The 381-nt window shown below is 64.0% G+C and carries 1 protein-coding gene; it reads right to left on the minus strand.

Going from position 1 to position 381, the window contains the following annotated elements; all coding sequences use genetic code 11:
• A partial coding sequence (locus QMG73_RS46180; RefSeq protein WP_281906532.1) for a hypothetical protein occupies positions 1 to 250 on the minus strand: 250 nt, incomplete at its 3' end.
• Between the last annotated feature and the right edge of the window lie 131 nt (positions 251 to 381).

Below are 381 nucleotides of genomic sequence, written 5' to 3' on the forward strand. Positions count from 1 at the left end.
AACACAAGACCCCGAATGACCCTCGGCTGGGCCAACCCAGCTGACAAAATGGCCCAACTACTCGGTGTTGCAACCACCGGTTGAGCTCGCCAGGACGACGGTGGAGCGCCAAGATCTGGCGCGCGTCCTTGAGGTGGCGCGGACGCCGATCAACGAGAGCCGCGAGTGCGATCGTGCCGGGCGCCACGCCCGCGCCGGTCGTCGCGACCGCGAGGGCGAAATCGGCAGCGCCGATCAAGGAGATCTGCATGGATCAAGGGCAAAGACATGCGGAAAAGAGATCCAACCACGTGCATTCGGCTCTCCTGTCTGATGTGTGGGTCAGGTGGGAGAGTTGCGGCCGGGTAGTGGGGTTTGGTAGCCGCCGAGGTGTAGGCGGGT

The organism is Phytohabitans aurantiacus (assembly GCF_027923225.1).
In the GTDB taxonomy this organism is placed as follows: domain Bacteria; phylum Actinomycetota; class Actinomycetes; order Mycobacteriales; family Micromonosporaceae; genus Phytohabitans; species Phytohabitans aurantiacus.